Raw genomic sequence first — 19,246 nt, forward strand, 5'->3', positions numbered from 1 at the left:
ATCACGCCGCGCGCGACAGCAGCAGCGTGTTGGTCCGCTTCACGAAGCTCGCCGGATCTTCGAGCGCACCACCTTCCGCGAGCAGCGCCTGGTCGAACAGCAGATGGCACCAGTCGCCGAACTCGGGGCTGTCCGCCTGCAGCTGCTTGACGAGCGGATGCTCGGGGTTGACCTCGAGGATCGGCTGCATCGCCGGCCCGCTCTGGCCCGCCGCCTTCAGCATGCGCTGCAGGTAGCCGCTCATGTCGTGGTCGTCGGCGACGAGGCACGACGGCGAATCGGTCAGCCGGAACGTGACGCGCACGTCCTTCGCCTTGTCGCCCAGCGCTTCCTTCATCTTCTCGACGAGCGGCTTGAACGCCTCGCCCGTCTCTTCCTGCGCCTTCTTCTCCGCGTCGTCGAGCGCGCCGAGATCGAGGTCGCCGCGCGCGACGCTCGCGAGCGGCTTGCCGTCGAATTCCTGCAGGTAGGACAGCATCCACTCGTCGACGCGGTCGGTCAGCAGCAGCACCTCGACGCCCTTCTTGCGGAACACCTCGAGGTGCGGGCTGTGCGTCGCGGCCTGCCAGGTGTCGGCGGTCACGTAGTAGATCCGGGTCTGCTCGGGCTTCATGCGCGCGACGTAGTCGGCGAGCGACACGTCCTGCGCATCGGTCCCGCCGTGCGTCGAGGCGAAGCGCACGAGCTTCGCGACGCGCTCGCGGTTCGCTTGATCCTCGCCCACGCCTTCCTTCAGCACCTGGCCGAACGCGCTCCAGAACGTGCGGTATTGTTCCTTGCCCGCATCGTCCTCGGCGTTCGCCAGTTCTTCCAGCATCGACAGCGCGCGCTTCGTCACGCCTTCGCGGATCGCCTTCACGTCGCGGCTTTCCTGCAGGATCTCGCGCGACACGTTGAGCGGCAGGTCGGCGGAATCGACCACGCCCTTCACGAAGCGCAGGTATTGCGGCAGCAGCTGCTCGGCGTCGTCCATGATGAACACGCGCTTCACGTACAGCTTGAGGCCGCCGCGATAGTCGCGGTTCCACAGGTCGAACGGCGCGTGCGACGGCACGTACAGCAGTTGCGTGTACTCGCTGCGGCCCTCGACGCGGTTATGGGTCCATGCAAGCGGATTCTGGTGGTCGTGCGCGAGGTGCTGGTAGAACTGCTGATACTGCTCGTCGCTGATCTCGCTCTTCGCGCGGGTCCACAGCGCGCTCGCCTGGTTGACGGTCTCGTCTTCGTCCTTCGCGACCATCTCGCCCTTCTCGGCGTCCCACGCTTCCTGCTGCATCAGGATCGGCAGCGCGACGTGGTCGGAGTACTTGCGCACGATCGACTTGAGGCGATGCGCGGACAGCAGCTCGTCCTCGCCTTCGCGCAGGTGCAGCGTGATGGTGGTGCCGCGCGCGGCGCGCTCGATCGCGTCGATCGAGAAGTCGCCCTCGCCGCCGCTTTCCCAGCGCACGCCTTCCGAGGCCGGCAGGCCCGCGCGGCGGGTCTCGACCGTGATGCGGTCGGCGACGATGAAGCCCGAGTAGAAGCCGACGCCGAACTGGCCGATCAGGGCCGCGTCCTTCTGCTGGTCGCCCGACAGCTTCGAGAAGAATTCCTTGGTGCCCGAGCGGGCGATCGTGCCGAGATTCGCGATCGCTTCGTCGCGGCTCATGCCGATGCCGTTGTCGTCGATCGTGAGGGTGCGGGCGGCGGGATCGAAGCCGATGCGGATGCGCAGGTTCGGATCGTTCTCGTACAGCGCGCCGTTCTCGAGCGCCTCGAAGCGCAGCTTGTCGGCTGCGTCGGACGCATTCGACACGAGTTCGCGCAGGAAGATTTCCTTGTTGCTGTACAGCGAATGAATCATCAGGTGGAGGAGCTGCTTGACCTCGGCCTGAAAGCTCATGGTTTGCTGAGTCATCTGTCTATCCTTCGATTGCGATCATTTCAAAAACCGGCGGCGTGTCGAGCGGCGGGCCCGGACACGCGATGCACGACCGCGCCCCAGATGAGGATGCGCGCGCCGTTTTCAAGAGGCTGAGTTTGCGAATGATCTCATGTTCCGGCGGCGGGGCTTGCGGTGTAATGGCCGGTCCTGCCCGCTTCCATCAATACTCGCCATGCGCCACCGCCATTTGGAACTCGACGAGCGCTCCTCGAACCGACCGGCAGATGGCCGGCCCGGCACGGTAACGGTCCGATGAAGCGTCTCGCCAGGTCAGGTCTCGTCGCACTGTGGCAGATCTTCGCCACGCTGGCGGTCGCGTACTGGTGGGGCCGCCATCCCACCGCCATCCCGCCGCCGCCCGTCGAATTCTCACTGTGGCTGGACGACCTGTTCGACGCGCGTTGCTGTGAAGCCTCCGCGCGGGTCGACGTCTACTACATGCTGACCTGCTCGTTCGTCGCCACGGCACTGGGCACGTTCATCGGCCTCCGGATCTGGAAGCGCGCCCGCACGCTGCGCGACAGGCGTCCGCCGCCCTCAGGCTGAACCCGCCTCCACCACGCGCCGCGCCACCGAGTCGAGATAACGCGCGAGGAACGTCGCGAGCGCCGGATCCCCGCAGTTGGCCACGTTGAAGCGCGTCCACGTCGACGGCGACTGCTGCGGCGAGAACAGGCTGCCCGGCGTGAGCAGGAAGCCCGCCTCGTGCGCGGCCGCCGCGAGCGCGTCGGAGTCGACGCCCGTGTCCGCCCACAGGAACATCCCCGCGGCCGGCATCGTGAAGAGCCGCATCCCGCTGCGTTCGAGCATCCGCGCGGTCTTGTCGCGCACGCCGTCGAGCCGCGCGCGCAGCCGCTCGACGTGCCGCCGGTAATGCCCTTCCGTCAGCACCTTGTACAGCACCCGCTCGTTGAGTTCGGGCGTGGTCATGCCGACCAGCATCTTCTGGTCGGTGAGCGCCCGCGCGATCTCGGGCGCGCACGCCGCGTAGCCGACCCGCAGGTTCGCGGCGAGCGTCTTCGAGAAACTGCCCAGGTAGATCACCCGCTTGAGCTGGTCGAGGCTCGCGAGCCGCGTGGCCGGATAGCTCGGCGGGCACAGGTCGCCGTAGACGTCGTCCTCGACGACAAGGAAATCGTAGGCCTCCGCGAGCTTCAGGATGCGGAACGCCTGCGCGGCCGACAGCGACGTGCCGGTCGGGTTCTGCAGCACCGAATTGATGACCAGCATCTTCGGCCGCCACATCTGCACGAGCGTTTCCAGGGCGTCGAGATCGGGGCCGTCCGGCGTGTAGGGCACGCCCACCAGCTGCGCGCCCTGCGACGCGAAGCGGCCGAACATCTGGAACCACGCCGGATCGCCGACGATCACGGCGTCGCCCGGCCGCACGAACACCCGCGCGATCAGGTCGATCGCCTGCGTGATCCCCGACACCAGCACGAGCTGATCCGGCGTCGCGCCGATCTCCAGTTCCGCGAGGCGGGTCTGCAGTTGCTGGCGCAGCGGCAGGAAGCCCTGCGCGGTGCCGAAGCCGAGCATCTGCGCGCCCGCCTGCCGGCCCAGCGCGCGCAATGCGCTCGTGATCAGCTCGCCGTCGAGCCAGCGACCCGGCAGGTAGCCGAGCCCCGGCCCCTTCTCGGGGCTCGCCGTGTGCAGCATGTTGCGCAGCAGCCAAACCACGTCGATCGTGTTGTGCACGCCGCCCGCCTCGCTCGGGCCGCGCGCCGCCAGCCCGCCCGGCTGCGCGCCCGCGCGCTCGCGCACGTAGAAGCCGGAGCCGCGCCGCGAATCGAGATAGCCCTGCGCGACCAGCCGCTCGTAGGCCTCGACCACGGTGAAGCGCGACACGCTCTTGTCGATCGCGAGCTTGCGGATCGAGGGCATCCGCATCCCCGGCCGGAACACCCGCTCGTCGATCCGGCGGCGCGCCCACTGGACCAGCTGATCGACCAGCGTCAGCGTCGACGTGTCATGCGGAACGGGAATCTGGTCGAGCGGAACCGTGGACATCGTGCACCCCAAACTGAACTGTACCGAAGAGTATCGCGCCGATTGTACCGTTACTGTGCAGGTGCGCGCGATTACAGTTTTTCCATCCCGGCGCGTCCCGCCGCGCCGTCTCTCCGGGCCGCCTCCGGCGGCTTCGCCCGTTCAAACCCCGTTTTCTTGTCATGGCCGTCCATTCGCTGAAACTCGATCACCTCGTCGTCGCGGCCCGCACGCTGGACGAGGGCGTCGCGCACGTCGCCGACGCGCTCGGGCTGGAACCGTCCGGCGGCGGCGCGCATCCGCTGATGCGCACCCACAACCGGCTGTTCGGGCTCTGGGGCGGCGCCTACCTGGAAGTGATCGCGATCGACCCGCAGGCCCCCGCCGGCGAGTCGCGCCCGCGCTGGTTCACGCTCGACGCGCCCACCACCCGGGCCCGGCTCGAACAGGGCCCGTATCTCGCGCACTGGGTCGCGCAGGTCGAGCGGCCGCGCCGGCTTACGGTCTGGCAACGCCAATATCCGGAACGGATCCCGCCCGTCGTGGCGCTCGCGCGCGGCGACTACGGCTGGGGCCTGACGGTGCCCGCCGACGGCGGCTGGCCCGCCTGGCGCGAGGCGGGCGACGGCGTCCTGCCGTCGCTGATCCAGTGGGACAGCCCCCGCCACCCGTCCGCCGCGCTGCGCGACGACGGCGTCGCGTTGCGCGCGCTGCGGGCGGTCCATCCGGAACCGGAAACGGTGCGCGAGCAGTTGCGCTGGTTCGACGCCGGCCACCTGCTCGATCTTGCCGCCGCGCCGGGCGCCGCGGCGCTCGTCGCCGAGTTCGACACGCCGCACGGCCCGCGCACGCTGCGCTGACGCCATCCATCCACGCTTCCCCTCACCGGAGACCCTGCCGTCATGAATTCACGCGAAACCCGGGGCATGCTGCTCGGCCTGCTCGGCGTGATGATCTTCAGCCTCACGCTGCCGATGACGCGCGTCGTCGTCGAGACCTTCCATCCGCTGCTGAACGGCCTCGGCCGTGCCCTCTTCGCCGCCGTCCCGGCCGCCGCGCTGCTCGCCTGGCGGCGCGAGCCGCTGCCGAACCGCGCGCAGCTGAAAAGCCTCGCGGTCGTCGCGGCGGGCGTGGTGATCGCCTATCCGGTGTTCTCGGCCTGGGCGATGCGCAGCGTTCCCGCCGCGCACGGCGCGGTCGTCAACGGCCTGCAGCCGCTGTTCGTCGCGCTGTACGCGGCGTGGTTGTCGCGCGAGCGGCCGTCGAAGGCCTTCTGGGTGAGCGCCCTCACCGGCAGCGCGCTCGTGATCGCGTTCGCGCTGCGCGACGGCGGCGGCGCGCTGCAGCCCGGCGACCTGCTGATGCTGGTCGCGGTCGGCATCGGCGCGCTCGGCTATGCGGAAGGCGCGCGCCTCGCGCGCCAGATCGGCGGCTGGCAGGTGATCTGCTGGGCGCTCGTGGTGTCCGCGCCGGTGCTCGTGCTGCCGGTCGGTTGGCTCGGCTGGACCCACTTCAGCACGCACCCCGGCCCGGTGCCGCTGCGCATCTGGTTCGCCTTCGGCTACGTGACCCTGTTCTCGCAGTTCATCGGCTTCTTCGCCTGGTACGCCGGGCTCGCGATCGGCGGCACGGCCCGCGTCGGCCAGGTGCAGCTGCTGCAGATCTTCTTCACGATCGCCTTCTCGGCGCTGCTGTTCGGCGAGCGCGTCGCGCCGTCGACCTGGCTGTTCGCCGCGGCCGTGATCGCCACCGTGATGCTCGGCCGCCGCGCGGCCGTCGGCACCGCGCCCGTCCCATCCGCCCCGCCCGCCTCGCAGCAAGCCGCTCGCGCGAGCTGAACCGGCAAGCGATAATGACGGCTTCGACCTGACCGACCCTGATGACGAAGACAGAGGAGACTATGAAACCGAATGACCTGCAGCCGTCCAACTGGCCGCTTTCCCAGCGCGCGCGCAAGCTGACCAGCTCCGCGATCCGCGAGATCCTGAAGGTGACGGAACGTCCCGAGGTGATCTCGTTCGCGGGCGGCCTGCCCTCGCCCGCGACCTTCCCGGCCGAACGGATGCGCGAGGCCGCCGATCGGGTGCTGCGCGACGCGCCGGGCGCGGCGCTCCAGTACAGCGCGACGGAAGGTTTCCTGCCGCTGCGCGAATGGATCGCCGAGCGCTACCGGGTGCGGGTGTCGCAGGTGCTGATCACGACCGGCTCGCAGCAGGCGCTCGACCTGCTCGGCAAGGTGCTGATCGATCCGGACAGCCCGGTGTTGGTGGAAACCCCCACCTACCTCGGCGCGCTGCAATCGTTCTCGCTGTACGAGCCGCGCTATGTGCAGCTGCCAACCGACGACGCCGGCCTGCTGCCCGACCAGTTCACGCCCGAGCTGACGCGCGGCGCGCGCCTGTTGTACGCGCAACCGAATTTCCAGAACCCGACCGGCCGCCGCACGCCCGTCGAGCGCCGCCGGGCGCTGGCCGCGTTCGCGCAGTCGAGCCCGTTCCCGGTGCTGGAGGACGATCCGTACGGCGCGCTCAACTACGCGGGCGAGCCGCTGCCGAGCATGCTGTCGATGGCGCCCGACCACATCGTCCACCTCGGCACGTTCTCGAAGGTGCTCGCGCCCGGCCTGCGGATCGGCTACATCATCGCGCCCGAGGAACTGCACTTCAAGCTCGTGCAGGCGAAGCAGGCGACCGACCTGCACACGCCGTCGCTCACGCAGCGGATCGCGTACGAAGTGATCCGCGACGGCTTCCTCGACACCCACATCCCGACCATCCGCCAGCTCTACAGCGCGCAATGCGAGGCCATGCTCGCGTCGCTCGCGCGCCACATGCCGGAAGGCGTGAGCTGGAACCGCCCCGAAGGCGGCATGTTCATCTGGGTCAAGCTGCCCGCCGGGCTCGACAGCATGCAGCTGCTCGACGCCTCGATCGCCCGCAACGTCGCGTTCGTGCCGGGCGCGCCGTTCTTCGCGGACGACGCGCAGGCCAACACGCTGCGCCTGTCGTTCGTCACGGTGCCGCCCGAGAAGATCGAGGCCGGCATCGCCCAGCTCGGCGCGCTGATCCGCGAACGCCTGTGATACCGCGCCGCGCGCGCCCCGTCGGCGCGCGCGGCGCCCTCCGCCCGCCGGCTCGCGCCGCGGGCATCCCTTCCCCCTGTCCTGCGAGGATTCCCCCCGATGGCAAACGTCTACGACACCCTCAAGACCCTCGGCATCGAGCTGCCCACCGCGGCCGCGCCCGCCGCCGCGTACGTGATGAGCGCCCAGACCGGCAACACCGTGTTCCTGTCCGGCCACATCGCGAAGAAGGACGGCAAGGTATGGGCCGGCAAGCTCGGCGCGACGCTCGGCACCGAGGAAGGCAAGGCCGCCGCGCGCAGCGTCGCGATCGACCTGCTCGCCACGCTGCACGCGCACACGGGCGACCTCAACAAGGTCACGCGCATCGTCAAGGTGATGAGCCTCGTCAATTCGACGCCCGAGTTCACCGAGCAGCACCTCGTCACCAACGGCGCGTCGGAGCTGATCGCGGACGTGTTTGGCGCGGCGGGCAAGCATGCGCGCTCGGCGTTCGGCGTCGCGCAGATCCCGCTCGGCGCGTGCGTCGAGATCGAACTGATCGCCGAGGTCGCGTGAGCGATTCCCTCCGCGACGGGATGGTCCGCTTCAAGCAGGTCGACGTGTTCACGTCGACGCCGTTCAAGGGCAATCCGCTCGCCGTCGTCTTCGACGCGGATGCGCTGGGCGACGCCGACATGCGCGCGATCGCGCACTGGGCCAACCTGTCGGAAACGACGTTCCTGTGCGCGCCGACCGATCCCGCCGCCGATTACCGCGTGCGGATCTTCACGACGGGCGGCGAGCTGCCGTTCGCCGGCCATCCGACGCTCGGCAGCGCGCACGCGTTTCTCGACGCCGGCGGCGCGCCGCGCACGCCGGGCCGGCTGGTCCAGCAGTGCGGCGCGGGGCTCGTCGAGCTGGCCGAGGACGACGCGGGCGGCTGGGCGTTCGCCGCGCCGCCCGCGCGCCTGACGCCCCTGCCCGAGCGCGACTACCCGGCGCTCGCGGCCGCGCTGCGCACCGGCGCGATCGAATTCGACGCCACGCCGCACGGCGTCGACAACGGCGCGCCGTGGCTCGTGGTGCGGCTCGCGCGCGCGGCGGACTGTCTCGCGCTGCAGCCGGACTTCGACGCGCTCAAGCGCCTCGCCGCCTCGGTCGGCGCAGCCGGGCTCGCCGCCTACGCGCCGCATCCGGCCGACGGCCCCGCCACCTTCGAGGTGCGCTGCCTGATGACGGGCGACGCATTCGGGATCGGCGAGGATCCCGTCACCGGCAGCGCCAACGCAGCCATCGCGGGCCTGCTCGACCGCCAGGGGCGGCGTCCCGGCCCCGCCTACACCGCCCGCCAGGGCACCGCGATCGGCCGCGACGGCCGCATCGCGGTCCGCTACGACGACGCCTCCGGGAAAATCTGGATCGGCGGCCCGGCCGTCACCGTGATCGACGGCCGGATCCGGCTCCGGTAAGGCTCCCCGGGAGTCCGCCGCGGCGGACTCCCGCTTCCCGCGCCCCCCTCGATCAAGCTGATATCTCAGACCAGCTATCTTAATTTCGGACCATTCAGTAATATCGGGCCTAATCCGCTGCCAGCGCGGCCCATCATTGAATTCGGCTTCCTGCGGGACGCCTCTGCGCGCAAGGATTCTGACCGTCCGATGAGTGCCTCTCGGCCCCCGGCCCCGCATATCGTGCGGCCGCCGCGCGTGCCGCGCAAACCGCGGCGACGCGCCCTGTTCGCCATCCCGGTGCTCGGGATCCTGGCGCTCGTGCTGTTGTGGGCGGTGATCGTCGCGCGCCTCTCGGTCGAGAAGGACAGCGCATACCGGGAAGCCACCGCGTCGGCCGCGATCCTGTCGACCGCGCTCGAGCAGCACACCATCAAGGCGATCCATCAGGTCGACCAGATCACCCGTTTCGTGAAGTACGAGTTCGAGAAGTCACCGGACCACTTCAACCTGTCGGCCACGGTCGAGAAAGGCGTGGTGCCGAGCGACACGCTGGTCCAGGTCTCGATCGTCAACGCGCGCGGCGAGCTGATCGCCAACACCTCCGACCCCAATCCGCGCCCGATCGACCTGTCGGACCGCGAGCACTTCAAGGTGCACCAGCACAACAGCGCCGACCTGCTGTACATCAGCAAGCCGGTGCTCGGCCGCGTGTCCGGCCACTGGACGCTGCAGATCACGCGCCGCCTCAACCATCCCGACGGCTCGTTCGCGGGCATCGTGGTGGTGTCGGAGGACCCGAGCTATTTCACGAGCGACTTCTACAACAACGCGGCGATCGGGCGGGACGGCGTGATCGCCGTGGTGTCCGACACGGGCGCGGTGCTCGCGCGCCGCACCGGCTCGCTGGACAACGCGCCGGGCGCGTTTTCCGCATCCGGCGTGTACCCGGTCGCGGAACGCGCGTCGGGCACCTATGTCGATCCGATCGACAACGTCGCGCGCATCGTGTCGTACCGCCACCTCGATGGCTATCCGCTCGGCGTGATGGTCGGGCTGTCGCAGACCGAGGAGTTCTCGGACTACCATCACACGCGCAACATCTACCTGCTGATGACGACCTTCATCACGCTCGCGATGCTGGCCTTCTTCGGCGTCGCGACGGGCCTGATCGGCAAGCTGCTCGGCCGCGAGCGCGAGATGACCCAGCTCGCGGAATACGACCTGCTGACGGGCCTCGCGAACCGCTACGCGACGCTGCGCGGGCTGCGCAACGACGTCGCGCTGCCGTCGAGTCTCGCGCGGCTCGCGCTGCTGTTCATCGACCTCGACAACTTCAAGACCGTCAACGACACGCTCGGCCACAACGCGGGCGACGTGGTGCTGCAGATGACCGCGGCGCGGCTCGCGGGCGCGGTCCGCGACGAAGGCGCGCTCGCGCGGATCGGCGGCGACGAGTTCGTGGTGGTGGTCAAGGGCGACGACGTCGAGCGGCACGCGGTGCGCCTGTCGGAAACCATCATCAAGATGTTCGGCGAACCGTTCGAAGTGCGCGGCAGCGCGTTCGTGCTGCATGCGAGCATCGGCATCGCGCTGCACTCGGTCGCCAACGAGAGCGAGATCGATCTGCTCAAGAAGGCCGACCTCGCGATGTACAGCGCGAAGGACGCCGGCAAGAACTGCTACCAGTTCTACGCCCCGCACCTGTCGCATCGCGCCGATCACCTGATGCGCTGGGAGCAGCAGCTGCGCGTCGCGCTCGCCGAAGGCCAGCTGTTCCTCGCCTACCAGCCGAAGATCGACCTGACGCTGCGCTGCATCACCGGCTTCGAGGCGCTCGCGCGCTGGAACCATCCGGAGCACGGCGTGATCTCCGCGAACGAATTCATCTCGATCGCCGAATCGACCGGCCTGATCGTGCCGATCGGCGACTTCGTGATCCGCACCGCGTGCGAGCAGCTCGCGCTCTGGCAGCGCGACGGCCACGCGACGCTGACGCTCGCCGTCAACATCTCGCCCGTCCAGTTCTGGCGCGGCGACCTGATCGACACGATCTCGAGCACGCTGCGCGAAACCGGCGTCGAGGCGAGCCGGCTCGAACTGGAAATCACCGAGACGGCGATGATGGAGTATCCGGAACTGGTGTCCGAGAAGATCACCGCGCTCAAGCAGCTCGGCCTGCGGATCGCGCTCGACGACTTCGGCACCGGCTACTCGTCGCTGTCCTACCTGCACCGCTTCCCGGTCGACACGCTGAAAGTCGACCGCTCGTTCGTGCAGGCGATCCCGGGCGACCGCAGCGTCTGCGTGATGGTGGCGTCGATCGTCCATCTCGCGCGCTCGCTCGGCCTGACCGTGGTGGTCGAGGGCACCGAGACCGACGAGCAGATCGCCTGGCTCGCCGCGCTCGGCCAGATCGAGGCGCAGGGCTTCCTGTTCTCGCGGCCGGTGCCCGCCGACGGCATCCCCGCCCTGCTCGCGCGCTTCGGCGTGCGCGGCGCGGACGGCGCGCGCCTGGGCGAACGCCGCCACGCGGCCGATGTGACCCGCGATCCCTCCGACGCGAACTGATCCGCCGCCCGCCGCTTTCCTCTGATCAAACGGGGAAACGCCATAGTGTTTCCGCTCATATCCGCCGCCTGACGCGCGTCGCACAATTTCCCGATCGGCGCACGCGGGCCGCGCACGCCGTCGAGAGAGCCAGAACGCCATCATGCTCAGCCTGGATGCCGTCGAAACCAGCGAACGCGAGTCGCTGTGGGAACTGTTCAAGGTCATGGCCGGCATCTCCGCGCTGTCGTGGGGCGGCCTCGCGATGATGGCGCAGCTCCAGCGCCATTACGTCGACCACGAACGCCGCATCGGTCCCCACGCGTTCGCCGATCTGGTCGCGCTGGCCTGGATGGTGCCCGGGCCGGTCGGCTGCAACGTCGCGATCCAGCTCGGCCAGACGCTGCGCGGCCGCGCCGGCGCCTGGACCGCCGGCGTCGCGAGCGTGCTGCCGTTCTTCGTGCTGATGACGCTGTTCGCGATCTTCTACCAGACCCCGCTCATCCGCACGCTCGCCGGGCCGGTCATGCTGCGCCACTTCAGCATGGTGCTCGCCGCGCTGATCGGCGTGACCTGGTTCCGGCAGGTGCGCACGCTCGTGCGCGCGCCGCTCGAACGCGGCGTCGCCGTCTGCGCGACCCTCCTGCTCGCGCTCGCGCACAGCCCCGCCGCCTTCGTCGTGATCCTCGCCGCGGCCTTCGCGGCCGGCTGGCTCACCTGCGCCGAGCCCGGCAAGCGGCTGCACGTCGCGCTGCGCGCGCGCGAGCGCCGGCTGCTCGTCGCGCTCGCGCTCCTCGTCGCGGTGTTCGCGCTGCCGATGCCGGGCGACTACGCGGCGCGCCTGCTGTGGCCGCGCCTCGCCGGCGCCGGCATGACCCTGTTCGGCGGCGGCTTCTCCGCGCTGCCGGTGCTCAAGACGCTGTTCGTCACGCCCGGCACCGGCATCAGCGAGCACGATTTCACGCTCGCCTTCGCGCTGTCGCCGGTCTCGCCCGGCCCGCTGCTCAACGTGGTGCCGTTCCTCGGCTATCTGACCGACGGCTGGAGCGGCGCGCTGCTCGCCACCGTCGCGCTGTTCGTGCCGTCCGGCTGCCTCGTCGTGTTCGCGCAGCGTCACGTGCGCCGGCTGCAGCACGATCCGCGCTTCGCGCACGGCATGCGGCTGCTGCGCACGTCCACCACCGCGTTCCTGCTGGTCGCGGTGCTGCGGATCGTCGTGAAGGTGCCGGCCGAGCCCGTGTACTGGATGACGGGCGCCTTCGCGACGCTGTGCTTCGCGCGCTTCAGGCTGCCCGTCTACGCGGTGTACGGCGCGGTCGCGCTCGCATGCGGCGCCTGGCTGCTGTTCGTCTCACACTGACGCGGCCGGCGCCGCGCGCCATCAGCGCCGCGCGGCGCCGAACCCCTCGAAGAACGCGCGCGCGTTGGCCTCCAGGCTGTCGAGGTGGTAGCCGCCCTCCTGCACGATCACGGTCGGCGCGCCGAGCGCGCCGATCAGGCCGCCCAGCCGGCCGAAGCCGTCCGTCGTCACCGCGACCTGCGACTGCGGGTCTTCGTGATAGATGTCGAAGCCCAGCGACAGCACGAGCGCGTCCGGCTCGAAACGCTTGAGTTCGCGCAGCGCGTCGTCGACGCGCGCGAAGAACACCGCCTCGCTCGAACCGTGCGGCATCGGCAGGTTCACGTTGTAGCCCGCGCCCGCGCCGCTGCCGCGCTCGTCGTCGAAGCCCGCGACGGCCGGATAGAAGTTGGTCGGATCGCCGTGGATCGACACGTACAGCACGTCGCGCCGCGCATAGAAGATTTCCTGGATCCCCTGCCCGTGATGCATGTCGGTGTCGAGGATCGCGACCCGTTCGACGTCCGCGCGCAGCGCCTGCGCCGCGATCGCCGCGTTGTTCAGGTAGCAGAAGCCGCCCGCCGCGTCCGCGCGCGCATGGTGGCCCGGCGGCCGGCACAGCGCATAGGCGTCGCGCGCGCCCGCGCGCACCGCCGCCGCCGCCGCGAGCGCGCTCTGCGCCGACCAGTAGGCGGCGCGCCAGGTCGCCGCGCCCACCGGACAGCTGCCGTCGGCCAGATAGCGGCCCGCCTGCGCGAGCACGCCGCGCAGCGCGTTCGGCTCGCGCACGAAGATGTTCGACATCACCTCGTCGCCCCAGTCCTCGGGCAATCGGGTCCAGTCGCGATGCGCGGTTTCGAGGAAGCGCAGGTAGTTCATGTCGTGCACCGCCGCGAGCGGCGCGACCCCGAAGTCGCCCGGCGCGCGCACCTCGAAGCCGAGCGCGTGCGCGGCCGCGACGAGCCGCTCGGCGCGCGCCGGCACCTCCTGCGGCGTGCGCATGCGGCCGCGCGAATAGTAGTTGCGCGGATGATGCAGGGTCTGGTCAGGATGAAAGAATGTCAGCATGGGTCGGTTCCTTCTGTCTGGGGCGCGCTCGCGCGCGCACGGTCAAGCGGGAGCGGCATTCAGGCGGCGACGCCCGCGCGCGCGAGCACGGCCGCCGCCAGCACCTGCGCGCCGCGGGTCGCGTCGGCGGGCAGCACGTCTTCCGCCGCATTGTGCGACAGGCCGCCGACGCACGGGATGAACACCATCGCGGTCGGGCAATGGCGCGCCAGATGGATCGCGTCGTGCCCGGCGCCGCTCGCGATGCGCTCGTGCACGCAGCCGAGCGCATCGGCCGCCGCCGCGACGCCGGCGACGCAGGCCGGATCGAACGGCGTCGCGGCGCTGGTCCAGTGCGTCGCCACCTCGGCCCGCACGCCGCGCGCGGCCGCGACCCGCGCGCACAGTTCGCGCACGGCCTCGGTCATGCGGTCGAGCTGCGCATCGTCGGGATGGCGCAGATCGACGCTGAAGCGGACCTCGCCCGCGATCGTGTTGCGCGACCCATCCGGAATCGCGACGCAGCCGATCGTCACGAGGCCGCGCGGCGCATAGGCGTCGAGCGCCCGCTCGATGCCGGCCGCAAGGTCCGCGAACGCGAACAGCGCGTCGCGCCGGTAGCCCATCGGCGTCGTGCCCGCGTGCGCGCGCTGGCCGACGAGCGTCACGTCGAGCCAGCGGATCGCCTGCCCGCCCGTGACGACGCCGATCTCCGCGCCGCTCGCCTCCAGCACCGGCCCCTGCTCGATATGCGCCTCGAAATACGCGTCGACGCGCTGCCCGGTCGCGGCGCGCGCGCCGCGATAGCCGATCCGGTCGAGCGCGTCGCCGAGCGTGATCGCCTCGGCGTCGCGCACCGCGAGCGCCGCGTCGAGCGCCAGCGCGCCCGTGAACACCGCCGAGCCGAGCATCGCGGGCGCGAAGCGCGCGCCCTCCTCGTTGGTCCAGACGACCAGCTCGATCGGCTTGCGCGTGCGGATGCCCGCGTCGTTCAGGCCGCGCACCAGTTCGAGCGCGGCCAGCACGCCGTAGACCCCGTCGAAGCGGCCGCCCTCGGGCTGCGTGTCGAGATGGCTGCCGACCAGCACCGGCGGCGCGCCGGCCTCCGTGCCCGCGCGCCGCGCGAACAGGTTGCCGATCGCATCGACGCTGACCGCGAGGCCCGCGTCGCGGCACCACTGCGCGAACAGGTCGCGGCCGCGCCGATCCTCTTCGCTCAGCGCGAGACGGCGCACGCCGCCCTTCGAGGTGCCGCCGATCTGCGCCATCGCGGTCAGCGCGCGCCACAGCCGCGCGCCGTCGACGGCCGGCAGATCATCGAGTGCGAGCGTCATGTCAGCGGGCCTCCAGCGTGTCGGCCGGGCGCGTCCGGTTCGCGCGGCGCGCATCGAGCGCGACGATGCTCGCGAACGACACGCCCGCGAGCGCGGTGTAGAACAGCGCGAGCGGCAGCCACTCGCCCGCGTAGCGATGCGCGAGCCAGGTGCCGGCGAGCGGCGTGAGGCCGCCCGCGAGCGCCCCGCACACCTGGTAGGACAGCGAAATGGCCGAGTAGCGGATAGGCGTCGCGAAGATCCCGGACACGAAGCCCGCGATCACCGAGTAGAAGCCCGCCATGCACACCACCGCGAGCGCGATGCCGATCACGATCGACGCCGGCTCGCCGCTGCGCACGAGCACGAACATCGGATACGGCGACGCCATCGCCGCGAGCGCCGCGAGCTTCAGGAAGCGCGCGCCGCCGAGCCGCTCGGCGAGCCAGGCGGCAAGCGGCTGCGCGCAGAACTGGATCAGCGCGACCGCGAACAGGCAGTCGAGGATCGTCGACTTGCCGATGCCGAGATGCTGCGTGGTGTACGCGATCATGAAGGTATTGGTGAAGTACACGCCGGCGATGCCGATCGTGTTCGCGCCGATGCACAGCAGCACGAGGCCGGACGCCGACCGGAACACCTCGGCGATCGGCAGCTTCGCGGTGCGGCGCGCGCGCCGCACCTGCTCGAATTCGGGCGACTCGCCGACGCCGTGCCGGATCAGGATCCCGATCACGAGCAGCACCGCGCTCGCGAGGAACGGCAGCCGCCAGCCCCAGGCGAGGAAGTCGGCCTTGTCGAGCGCGGTCACCGCGCGGAACGCGACGAGCGACAGGATCAGCCCGGCCGGGCTGCCGAGCTGCGCGAACGAGGCGAAGAAGGTGCGCCGGCCTTCGGGCGCATGCTCGCCCGCCATCAGCACCGCGCCGCCCCACTCGCCGCCCACCGCGATGCCCTGCACGACGCGCAGCAGCACGAGCAGCAGCGGCGCGAACACGCCGATCGACGCATGGTCGGGCAGCAGGCCGATGCAGACGGTGGCGGCGCCCATCATCATCAGCGTCGTCATCAGCGCCTTCTTGCGGCCGATCCGGTCGCCGAGATGGCCGAAGATCACGCCGCCGAGCGGCCGCGCGAAAAAGCCGACCGCGAACGTGCCGAACGACGCCATCGTGCTCAGGAACGGGTCGCCCGATGGAAAGTACAGCTCGCCGAACACGAGCGCGGCCGCGGTCGCGTAGATGTAGAAGTCGTACCACTCGATCATCGTGCCGATGAACGCGGCGCTGGCGGCGCGCACCGGCTGGCGCGCGGCGGGAACGGAGACGGTCATGATGCGAAGCTCCTCTGATGCGCGTCTTCGCCGGCCGGCGCGGCGGGCGGACGCGTTTTATTGTCGTGGCGGACGGATCGTGGGCACGCCCGGCGCGCGCATCGGGCACGCACCTGGGGTTTATCGCCGCCCATTAATTATTAGTCAAATTTCAGTTTATTATTCAATGCATAAATTCAACTAATACCTGTAATCCGGAGCCGCCATGCGCGTCGATGCCGCCCGCTTCCTCAACGACCGCCTCGACTGGAACCTGCTGCGCACCTTCCTCGTGATCATGCAGGAGCGCAGCGTGAGCCGCGCGGCCGCGCGCCTGCACGTCACGCAGCCGGCCGTGAGCCAGGCGCTCAAGCGTCTCGAAGACACGCTCGGCCACACGCTGATCCGGCGCCGCGGCCCGCATTTCGAGCCGACCCAGGCGGGCAGCGAGGTCTACCGGATCGCGAGCGACATCTACGGCACCATCTCGCGCCTCGACACCGAACTCGACGACCGCGCCGACCTGACCGGCACGATCCGGCTCCTGACCGTGAGCCGGATCGAGTCCGGCGCATACGACCTGTTCCTCGCCGAGTTCCATCGCCAGCATCCGCGCGTCGACCTGCAGATCGACGTGATGCGCGCGTCCGACGTGATCTCGTCGCTGCTGCGGAAAACCGCGACGGCGGGCCTGAGCCTGTGCCGCAGCCCGGTCGACAAGCTCGAACGCGCGCCGTTCCTGCGCCAGCGCTACGCGATCTTCTGCGGCCGCCATCACCGGCTGTTCGGCCAGTCGCAGCTGACCATGAACGACCTGCTCGCGGAAAACTTCGTGTCGTTCACGAGCGACCAGATCGGCGACAGTCTCTCGCCGCTCACCGTGTTCCGCGACCAGAAAGGCTTCACCGGGCGGATCGTCGCGTCCTCGCCGAGCCTCGACGAGGTGCGCCGGCTGATCTTCGCCGGCTACGGCATCGGCTGCCTGCCCGAGCACACGGTGCGCGACGACCTGTTGCAGCAGCGCCTCTGGCGCCTGCCGCCCGACGACGGGCTGGTGGACGTCGAGATCTTTCTGCTGTGGCACCGCGACCGCAAGATGAACGCCGCCGAGCGCGCGTTCGTCGACGGCTTCCAGCGCACCATGCAGCGTTATTCGTTCGAGGAGCGGCTCGCGCCGCGCACCTGACACGCGACGAAGCCGGCGCGCGGCCGGCTTCGTCGGGATGGATGGGAGGGTCGGACGGCGCCGCGCGCCGGGGCCGCCTCAGGCCAGCGCGCGCGGCGCGGACAGACGGGCGCGGAGCCGGTCGTAGCCGAGGTTGAACAGGAACGTGTACGGCAGGAAGAACAGCAGGATGCCGAGATCGAGCACCAGCGCCTCGAACAGGCTGATGCCCAGCCACCACGCCGCGATCGGCACCACCATCACCACCAGGCCCAGCTCGAACGCGATCGCGTGAACGACGCGGAGCGCCAGGTTGCGGGTCAGGCCGAAACGACGCTCGAAGCGGTCGAACAAGGCGTTGAACGCGATATTCCAGGCCATCGCGACGAGCGAGACCAGGGCCGTGAGCGCGCCGACGTGAACCAGCGACAGCCCGAGCACCCAGCTGAGCAGCGGCGCGCACAGGGCGATGGCGACCAGTTCGAACGTCAGCGCGTGAACAAGCCGCTCGGTCAGGGATTTCTTGAGGGTTTGCATGAAACACTCCGTTGAACAATGCGATGTCGCCATTTTCATCGGATTTACCGGTGTAAACCAGTTTGTTAATATCGGTTTTTCCGATCTATTGCCGGAGCCCCGCATGCGCCACTCTCCCGAAGCCCTGCTCGCCTTTGCCGAAGCCGCGGCGCTCGGCTCGTTCTCGGCCGCCGCGCGCAAGCTCGGCAAACGGCAGTCGACGATCAGCGAGGCGATCGCCAATCTCGAGATCGACCTCGGCCTCACGCTGTTCGACCGCTCGACGCGCCAGCCGACCCTGACCGAGGCCGCGCGCGCACTGTTGCCCGAAGTGCTGCGCGTGCTGGAGGCGGGCGAGGCGATCGACCAGCTCGCCGCGCGGCTCGCGGGCGGCGAGGAGGCGCGGCTCACGCTCGCCGTGTCGGACACCTATCAGTCGGCGCGCTACGACGCGACGCTCGCGGCGCTCGACCGGCGTTTCCCGACCCTGGAATTCGAATGCCTGATCGCCGAGCACGACGACGTGCTCGACCTGATCCAGCAGGACCGCGCCCAGCTCGGCCTGATGGCCGCGCGCAGCACCTACCCGCCGGACATCGGCGCGGCGATGGTCGCGGAACACTCGGAGATCGGCCTGTTCGTCGGCCTGACGCATCCGTTCGCCGCCTACGGCGCGACCGAGGTGCCGCTCGCCGCGCTGCACGAGGCGCGCGAGCTGCGCCTGAACACCTATGTCGCGCCGCGCGGCGCGCCGGTCGAGACGGGCCTCGTCGCGGGGCGACGCTCCTGGTCGGCGCCGAGCTATCTGATGCTGCTGGAAATGGCGGTCGCGGGCTTCGGCTGGGCGGAGCTGCCGCGCTGGATGGTCGAGCACTTCGCGAACGCGCGGCTCGTCGAGCTGAACGCGCGCGGCTGGCCGCGGCGGGTACCGGTCGACGCCGTCTGGTCGCGCGGCCGGCCGCTCGGGCCGGCCGGCTCCTGGCTGCTGGAGCAGATGCTGGCCGCGTAGGCGGCCCGGATCAGAAGCCGCGCGACAGCACGGCCACCCCGATCGTCACCACGCCGAGCACGAGGTTCACGATCACCAGGAGGCGCATCGCGCCGACCGCGCGCGCGCCGTCCGGCCAGTTCTGCGCCTGCACCGCGCGACGGATGCGCGGGAACAGCGCGAAACGGATGTGACCGAAGATCAGCATCATCACGACGCCCAGCCCCGCCATCGCGTGCAGCGGCCAGGTCGCGTGCGCGCCGCCGAAGCTCACGAGCAGGAAGCCGCCCGTCAGGAGGATCGCGATGACCGCGGCGGCGACCCAGTTGAAGAAGCGGCCGAACACCGCCTCGATCAGCGGCAGCCGCAGCTGCGGCGAAAGATCCGACAACGCGGGACGCAGACAGAAATGCGCGAACACCATCCCGCCCACCCAGACGGCGACCCCGAGCAGGTGAAGGAACAAGGCGAGGGCAACGGCGTGGGACATGTCGGGCGATCCTGATGAAGGGTGAATTGAGGGGAACGGTAGCCGCGCGTCATGGCGCGCGATCATCACGCGCATTCGACAGCCGCCGCGCGCGCCGG

At 70.2% G+C, this 19,246-nt stretch carries 17 protein-coding genes; 10 read left to right on the plus strand and 7 right to left on the minus strand.

The window, feature by feature from the left end; all coding sequences use genetic code 11:
- Window position 1: 1 nt before the first annotated feature.
- Window positions 2-1,900 (minus strand): molecular chaperone HtpG, encoded by a 1,899-nt coding sequence (htpG, locus tag Bsp3421_RS24875; RefSeq protein WP_273998502.1) that lies wholly within the window; start codon window positions 1,898-1,900, stop codon window positions 2-4.
- A gap of 279 nt (window positions 1,901-2,179) precedes the next feature.
- Here htpG and Bsp3421_RS24880 point away from each other — a divergent pair, with 279 nt between their 5' ends.
- Complete coding sequence (locus Bsp3421_RS24880; protein WP_273998503.1) at window positions 2,180-2,473, plus strand: hypothetical protein; 294 nt, start codon at window positions 2,180-2,182, stop codon at window positions 2,471-2,473.
- Here the strand turns inward: Bsp3421_RS24880 and Bsp3421_RS24885 are convergent.
- The gene (locus Bsp3421_RS24885) at window positions 2,465-3,937 is read right to left on the minus strand and encodes an aminotransferase-like domain-containing protein (RefSeq protein ID WP_273998504.1); all 1,473 of its coding nucleotides are present in this window, start codon (window positions 3,935-3,937) and stop codon (window positions 2,465-2,467) included. The genes Bsp3421_RS24880 and Bsp3421_RS24885 overlap by 9 nt on opposite strands.
- Window positions 3,938-4,098: 161 nt before the next feature.
- On the opposite strand from Bsp3421_RS24885, the gene Bsp3421_RS24890 reads away from it, so the two are divergent.
- From Bsp3421_RS24890 to Bsp3421_RS24920, 7 genes are all read left to right on the plus strand, one after another.
- Entirely contained in the window at window positions 4,099-4,776 is a 678-nt protein-coding gene (locus Bsp3421_RS24890; protein ID WP_273998505.1) for a VOC family protein, read from the plus strand.
- A 42-nt stretch (window positions 4,777-4,818) separates the two neighbouring features.
- Entirely contained in the window at window positions 4,819-5,754 is a 936-nt protein-coding gene (locus tag Bsp3421_RS24895; RefSeq protein ID WP_273998506.1) for a DMT family transporter, read from the plus strand.
- Between the two features lie 62 nt (window positions 5,755-5,816).
- Window positions 5,817-6,998, plus strand: a complete 1,182-nt coding sequence (locus Bsp3421_RS24900) for an aminotransferase-like domain-containing protein (RefSeq protein WP_273998507.1) — start codon at window positions 5,817-5,819, stop codon at window positions 6,996-6,998.
- Between the two features lie 99 nt (window positions 6,999-7,097).
- Window positions 7,098-7,556, plus strand: a complete 459-nt coding sequence (locus Bsp3421_RS24905; RefSeq protein ID WP_273998508.1) for a RidA family protein — start codon at window positions 7,098-7,100, stop codon at window positions 7,554-7,556.
- A 20-nt stretch (window positions 7,557-7,576) separates the two neighbouring features.
- Window positions 7,577-8,449: a PhzF family phenazine biosynthesis protein gene (locus tag Bsp3421_RS24910; protein ID WP_274004344.1), complete on the plus strand. Its 873-nt coding sequence runs from the start codon at window positions 7,577-7,579 to the stop codon at window positions 8,447-8,449.
- A 189-nt stretch (window positions 8,450-8,638) separates the two neighbouring features.
- Window positions 8,639-10,999 carry a bifunctional diguanylate cyclase/phosphodiesterase gene (locus tag Bsp3421_RS24915; RefSeq protein ID WP_273998509.1) on the plus strand — a complete coding sequence of 787 codons (2,361 nt, stop codon included), beginning with the start codon at window positions 8,639-8,641 and terminating at the stop codon, window positions 10,997-10,999.
- A gap of 142 nt (window positions 11,000-11,141) precedes the next feature.
- On the plus strand, window positions 11,142-12,338 hold the full coding sequence (locus tag Bsp3421_RS24920) for a chromate transporter (protein WP_273998511.1): 1,197 nt from the start codon (window positions 11,142-11,144) through the stop codon (window positions 12,336-12,338).
- A gap of 21 nt (window positions 12,339-12,359) precedes the next feature.
- Here Bsp3421_RS24920 and Bsp3421_RS24925 read toward each other — a convergent pair whose 3' ends face one another.
- Genes Bsp3421_RS24925 through Bsp3421_RS24935 form a run of 3 tightly spaced genes read right to left on the minus strand, consistent with a single transcriptional unit; the run spans window position 12,360 to window position 16,010 of the window.
- Window positions 12,360-13,385 (minus strand): histone deacetylase family protein, encoded by a 1,026-nt coding sequence (locus tag Bsp3421_RS24925; RefSeq protein ID WP_273998513.1) that lies wholly within the window; start codon window positions 13,383-13,385, stop codon window positions 12,360-12,362.
- 59 nt (window positions 13,386-13,444) lie between these two features.
- Window positions 13,445-14,698 carry a Zn-dependent hydrolase gene (locus Bsp3421_RS24930; RefSeq protein ID WP_273998514.1) on the minus strand — a complete coding sequence of 418 codons (1,254 nt, stop codon included), beginning with the start codon at window positions 14,696-14,698 and terminating at the stop codon, window positions 13,445-13,447.
- A gap of 1 nt (window position 14,699) precedes the next feature.
- A complete protein-coding gene (locus tag Bsp3421_RS24935; RefSeq protein ID WP_273998515.1) occupies window positions 14,700-16,010 on the minus strand; it encodes an MFS transporter in 1,311 nt (436 codons plus the stop codon).
- A gap of 205 nt (window positions 16,011-16,215) precedes the next feature.
- Here Bsp3421_RS24935 and Bsp3421_RS24940 point away from each other — a divergent pair, with 205 nt between their 5' ends.
- Entirely contained in the window at window positions 16,216-17,175 is a 960-nt protein-coding gene (locus Bsp3421_RS24940; protein ID WP_273998516.1) for a LysR family transcriptional regulator, read from the plus strand.
- A gap of 78 nt (window positions 17,176-17,253) precedes the next feature.
- Here the strand turns inward: Bsp3421_RS24940 and Bsp3421_RS24945 are convergent, their stop codons facing one another.
- A complete protein-coding gene (locus Bsp3421_RS24945) occupies window positions 17,254-17,691 on the minus strand; it encodes a multidrug/biocide efflux PACE transporter (RefSeq protein ID WP_273998518.1) in 438 nt (145 codons plus the stop codon).
- Window positions 17,692-17,794: 103 nt separating this feature from the next.
- Between Bsp3421_RS24945 and Bsp3421_RS24950 the strand changes: the two genes are divergently transcribed.
- Window positions 17,795-18,679 carry a LysR family transcriptional regulator gene (locus Bsp3421_RS24950; protein ID WP_273998520.1) on the plus strand — a complete coding sequence of 295 codons (885 nt, stop codon included), beginning with the start codon at window positions 17,795-17,797 and terminating at the stop codon, window positions 18,677-18,679.
- Between the two features lie 10 nt (window positions 18,680-18,689).
- Here the strand turns inward: Bsp3421_RS24950 and Bsp3421_RS24955 are convergent, their stop codons facing one another.
- The gene (locus tag Bsp3421_RS24955) at window positions 18,690-19,148 is read right to left on the minus strand and encodes a CopD family protein (protein WP_273998522.1); all 459 of its coding nucleotides are present in this window, start codon (window positions 19,146-19,148) and stop codon (window positions 18,690-18,692) included.
- Between the last annotated feature and the right edge of the window lie 98 nt (window positions 19,149-19,246).

This window comes from Burkholderia sp. FERM BP-3421, assembly GCF_028657905.1.
Taxonomy (GTDB): Bacteria; Pseudomonadota; Gammaproteobacteria; order Burkholderiales; family Burkholderiaceae; genus Burkholderia.

Coding starts and splice junctions, on each gene's coding strand:
- htpG (WP_273998502.1), bottom strand. CDS start 1,900: ATGACTCAGCAAACCATGAGCTTTCAGGCCGAGGTCAAGCAGCTCCTC.
- Bsp3421_RS24880 (WP_273998503.1), top strand. CDS start 2,180: ATGAAGCGTCTCGCCAGGTCAGGTCTCGTCGCACTGTGGCAGATCTTC.
- Bsp3421_RS24885 (WP_273998504.1), bottom strand. CDS start 3,937: ATGTCCACGGTTCCGCTCGACCAGATTCCCGTTCCGCATGACACGTCG.
- Bsp3421_RS24890 (WP_273998505.1), top strand. CDS start 4,099: ATGGCCGTCCATTCGCTGAAACTCGATCACCTCGTCGTCGCGGCCCGC.
- Bsp3421_RS24895 (WP_273998506.1), top strand. CDS start 4,819: ATGAATTCACGCGAAACCCGGGGCATGCTGCTCGGCCTGCTCGGCGTG.
- Bsp3421_RS24900 (WP_273998507.1), top strand. CDS start 5,817: ATGAAACCGAATGACCTGCAGCCGTCCAACTGGCCGCTTTCCCAGCGC.
- Bsp3421_RS24905 (WP_273998508.1), top strand. CDS start 7,098: ATGGCAAACGTCTACGACACCCTCAAGACCCTCGGCATCGAGCTGCCC.
- Bsp3421_RS24910 (WP_274004344.1), top strand. CDS start 7,577: ATGGTCCGCTTCAAGCAGGTCGACGTGTTCACGTCGACGCCGTTCAAG.
- Bsp3421_RS24915 (WP_273998509.1), top strand. CDS start 8,639: ATGAGTGCCTCTCGGCCCCCGGCCCCGCATATCGTGCGGCCGCCGCGC.
- Bsp3421_RS24920 (WP_273998511.1), top strand. CDS start 11,142: ATGCTCAGCCTGGATGCCGTCGAAACCAGCGAACGCGAGTCGCTGTGG.
- Bsp3421_RS24925 (WP_273998513.1), bottom strand. CDS start 13,385: ATGCTGACATTCTTTCATCCTGACCAGACCCTGCATCATCCGCGCAAC.
- Bsp3421_RS24930 (WP_273998514.1), bottom strand. CDS start 14,698: ATGACGCTCGCACTCGATGATCTGCCGGCCGTCGACGGCGCGCGGCTG.
- Bsp3421_RS24935 (WP_273998515.1), bottom strand. CDS start 16,010: ATGACCGTCTCCGTTCCCGCCGCGCGCCAGCCGGTGCGCGCCGCCAGC.
- Bsp3421_RS24940 (WP_273998516.1), top strand. CDS start 16,216: ATGCGCGTCGATGCCGCCCGCTTCCTCAACGACCGCCTCGACTGGAAC.
- Bsp3421_RS24945 (WP_273998518.1), bottom strand. CDS start 17,691: ATGCAAACCCTCAAGAAATCCCTGACCGAGCGGCTTGTTCACGCGCTG.
- Bsp3421_RS24950 (WP_273998520.1), top strand. CDS start 17,795: ATGCGCCACTCTCCCGAAGCCCTGCTCGCCTTTGCCGAAGCCGCGGCG.
- Bsp3421_RS24955 (WP_273998522.1), bottom strand. CDS start 19,148: ATGTCCCACGCCGTTGCCCTCGCCTTGTTCCTTCACCTGCTCGGGGTC.